This window comes from Cupriavidus sp. R6-3 (genome assembly GCF_059772245.1).
Genome location: NZ_JCBAJO010000400.1, coordinates 1 through 2,503, shown reverse-complemented (window position 1 = coordinate 2,503; position 2,503 = coordinate 1). Strand labels below are relative to the sequence as shown.

Genomic DNA, 2,503 nt, shown 5'->3' with positions numbered 1-2,503 from the left:
GCGCGCACCACGGCGCCGTTCTCGACCCGGTAGGCCACCACCTGCCAGGCGCCGGGCAGCCCCGGCTCGCGGCGGTCGCGCACCAGCAGCAGCCGGCCGTCCTCGAGTTCGACCGGGCTTTGCTGCAGCGCCTCGGGACGGGCCAGGTTCTCGCAATCGGTCTGGAACTGGCCGTACAGCAGCTTGAGCGCATCGAGCCGCTGGTCATGGTCGACCAGGCGCTCGCGGCCGCGCGTCATTGCGTCGAGACCGCGCCAGCCCATCACCGCCATCACGGCCAGCAGCGTGATGGCGACCAGCATCTCGATCAGCGTGAAGCCCCGCGCTTCAGAGCAGGTTGCGCGTTTCATTGGGGACGATGGTGACCAGCCAGGCAAGCCGCACCGAGCGGTCCTCGGCGGACGGATAGACCGCGATCTCGACGCGGCGGAAGGCGGGGTTCGGCGTCGGCGCGACGGTCTGCTCGCAATAGAGCACGATGCCGCCCTGCGGGCAGGGCGCGCCGCGCGTGCCGGGCTCGGGCCAGGTCTTGGTCAGGCGCAGCGCGACCAGCTGGTTGTCGGCGCTCCAGCCGGCCAGCATGCGCTGCTGCAGCGAGCCGCCGGCCTCGATCATCGAGCCCATCGCGCGCATCGCGGCGGTCAGCGCGACCGCCAGGATGGTCAGCGCGACCAGTACCTCGATCAGCGTGAAGCCGCGCGGGCGGCGGCTTGGCGTTCCCGCGCGAAGGCGGGCGCGGCGGTGTGGAGTCATTGCGCGCTGGCGAAATAGCGGCCGGTGCCGTCGCCGGTCACCTCTACGCGGATATTGCCGCGTACCAGCACCAGCTGCCGCGGCGCGTCGATCCACTCGCGGCCGAATACCAGCCGGGCGCCGCCCTGGCCGGCGGCGCCGGCGGTCACCGCGACCTGGTCCAGCGGCAGCCGCCACTGGCCCGGCGCGAAGACGTCGTCGAGCAGCGGCATCCAGCCGGACGGCGTGGCCTCGAGGAAGCGCCAGCCCTGCGGATCGGCTTCCCAGGCCAGCGGCCGGGCGCGCAGCTGCGCCTCTTCCTGCGCGAGTTCGAACAGGCGGGCGACCTTCTGGCCATCGTCGAGGATGCGGCCGCGCTCATTGGGCGTGGCGTTGATCGCCACCATCGACACCACGATGCCGGCCAGCACCATCACCACCAGCAGTTCGAGCAGCGTGAAGCCGCGCGAGCCCTTCCGCGATGCACCCCGCGCACGGGATGCGCCCGGTGGGCACGGTGGTTGCGATGGATGCGAGCGGTGCGCGCCGGTGGCCATGATGAAGACGGGCGTCAGCCGGCGGCGGGACGCTTAGTCCCAGTTGCCGATATCGGCGTCGTTGCCATTGCCGCCGGCCTGGCCGTCGGCACCGAAGCTGAACACGTCGATCTCCCCGCGCACGCCGGGGTTCAGATACTGGTACGGCTGGCCCCAGGGGTCGCGCGGCAGCTTTTCCAGATAGCCGCCGCCCTTCCAGTTGTTGGGGATCGGCTCGGTGGTGGGGCGGGTGACCAGCGCCGCCAGGCCCTGTTCGGTGGTCGGGTAGCGGCTGTTGTCGAGGCGGTACAGCTTCAGCGCCTGCATGATCGACGAGATGTCCTGGCGCGCCGCGACGATGCGCGCTTCGTCCGGGCGGCTCATGATCTTGGGCACGACCAGTGCCGCCAGCACGCCGAGAATCACGATCACCACCATGATCTCGATCAGCGTGAAGCCGGCACGGCGGCGGCGCAGGCGGGCGGCGCCGGCGGGTTGGCTGGGTCGGGCGAGGGCGGAGCTGGACGGAGTGTTTCTGCGCATCGGGTTTTCAGGCCTAGGTTGTCGACGGAGTCGAAGCCGGCGCGGCGACCGCGTCGCGCACCGGTGGATGGTCGTCCAGTATACCCGCGGCTTGTGACGCCTCGGTACCGGACGAGCAACGACATCGCGGCCCCGTCGGCGGCCACGTTGGTTGCCGTGTCGGCTGCTACGTCGTTGCGGCCGCCGGCTGCCACGTCGGCTGCTGCGTCGTTGCCCCGCCGGCTGCCATGTTCGTTGCCGCGCCGGCCCCGACGGCCGCGGCCGCCGCCGTCATGCGGGTTGCAAGACAATCGCCATGACGCTCTGTTACGCTTGCCGCCATCGACAACCTGCGGCGGCCATCCCGGTCCGCCCGACGCGACCTCGTGCCACTGTCCCTGCCATCCGCTTTCCGTTTCGATGCCGGCGCCGCCTGGCTGCCGCGCATCGCCACGCTGCTGCTGTTCGTCGCGCTGTGCGCGCTGGCGACGCGATGGGTGCTGACCTTCAGCGCGATGGACACGATCCCCGTGCCGAAGACCGCGCGCGTGGCGCAGACCGAGGCGGTCGAGACCGGCGCCATCGCGACGCTGTTCGGCGGCAGTCCGCAGGCCGGCGTGCGAGACGTGCAGCTGCTTGGCGTGATCGCCGACCCGGTGGGCGGCGGCGCGGCGGTGGTGTCGATCGACAACGGTCCGCCCAGGGCGCTGCGC

General features: G+C 71.6%; 4 protein-coding genes and 1 pseudogene. 1 reads left to right on the top strand and 4 read right to left on the bottom strand.

Annotated elements, in window-relative coordinates:
• The 4 genes from AC6EI8_RS26090 to gspG form a co-directional block, all read right to left on the bottom strand.
• The coding region (locus AC6EI8_RS26090) for a PulJ/GspJ family protein (protein WP_498383336.1) at nt 1–350 on the bottom strand (350 nt) is incomplete at its 3' end.
• Nucleotides 328–753 carry a type II secretion system minor pseudopilin GspI gene (gene gspI, locus AC6EI8_RS26085; RefSeq protein ID WP_149317567.1) on the bottom strand — a complete coding sequence of 142 codons (426 nt, stop codon included), beginning with the start codon at nt 751–753 and terminating at the stop codon, nt 328–330. The genes gspI and AC6EI8_RS26090, both read right to left, overlap by 23 nt.
• Nucleotides 750–1,289: a prepilin-type N-terminal cleavage/methylation domain-containing protein gene (locus tag AC6EI8_RS26080; RefSeq protein WP_150081942.1), complete on the bottom strand. Its 540-nt coding sequence runs from the start codon at nt 1,287–1,289 to the stop codon at nt 750–752. The genes gspI and AC6EI8_RS26080 overlap by 4 nt, the downstream gene beginning before the upstream one ends.
• A gap of 33 nt (nt 1,290–1,322) precedes the next feature.
• Nucleotides 1,323–1,811, bottom strand: coding sequence for a type II secretion system major pseudopilin GspG (gspG, locus tag AC6EI8_RS26075; protein ID WP_149317569.1), 489 nt, complete (start codon nt 1,809–1,811; stop codon nt 1,323–1,325).
• Between the two features lie 365 nt (nt 1,812–2,176).
• On the opposite strand from gspG, the pseudogene AC6EI8_RS26070 reads away from it, so the two are divergent.
• Nucleotides 2,177–2,503 (top strand): annotated as a pseudogene (locus AC6EI8_RS26070) (hypothetical protein); the annotation flags it as partial.

Coding starts and splice junctions, on each gene's coding strand:
- gspI (WP_149317567.1), bottom strand. CDS start 753: ATGACTCCACACCGCCGCGCCCGCCTTCGCGCGGGAACGCCAAGCCGC.
- AC6EI8_RS26080 (WP_150081942.1), bottom strand. CDS start 1,289: ATGGCCACCGGCGCGCACCGCTCGCATCCATCGCAACCACCGTGCCCA.
- gspG (WP_149317569.1), bottom strand. CDS start 1,811: ATGCGCAGAAACACTCCGTCCAGCTCCGCCCTCGCCCGACCCAGCCAA.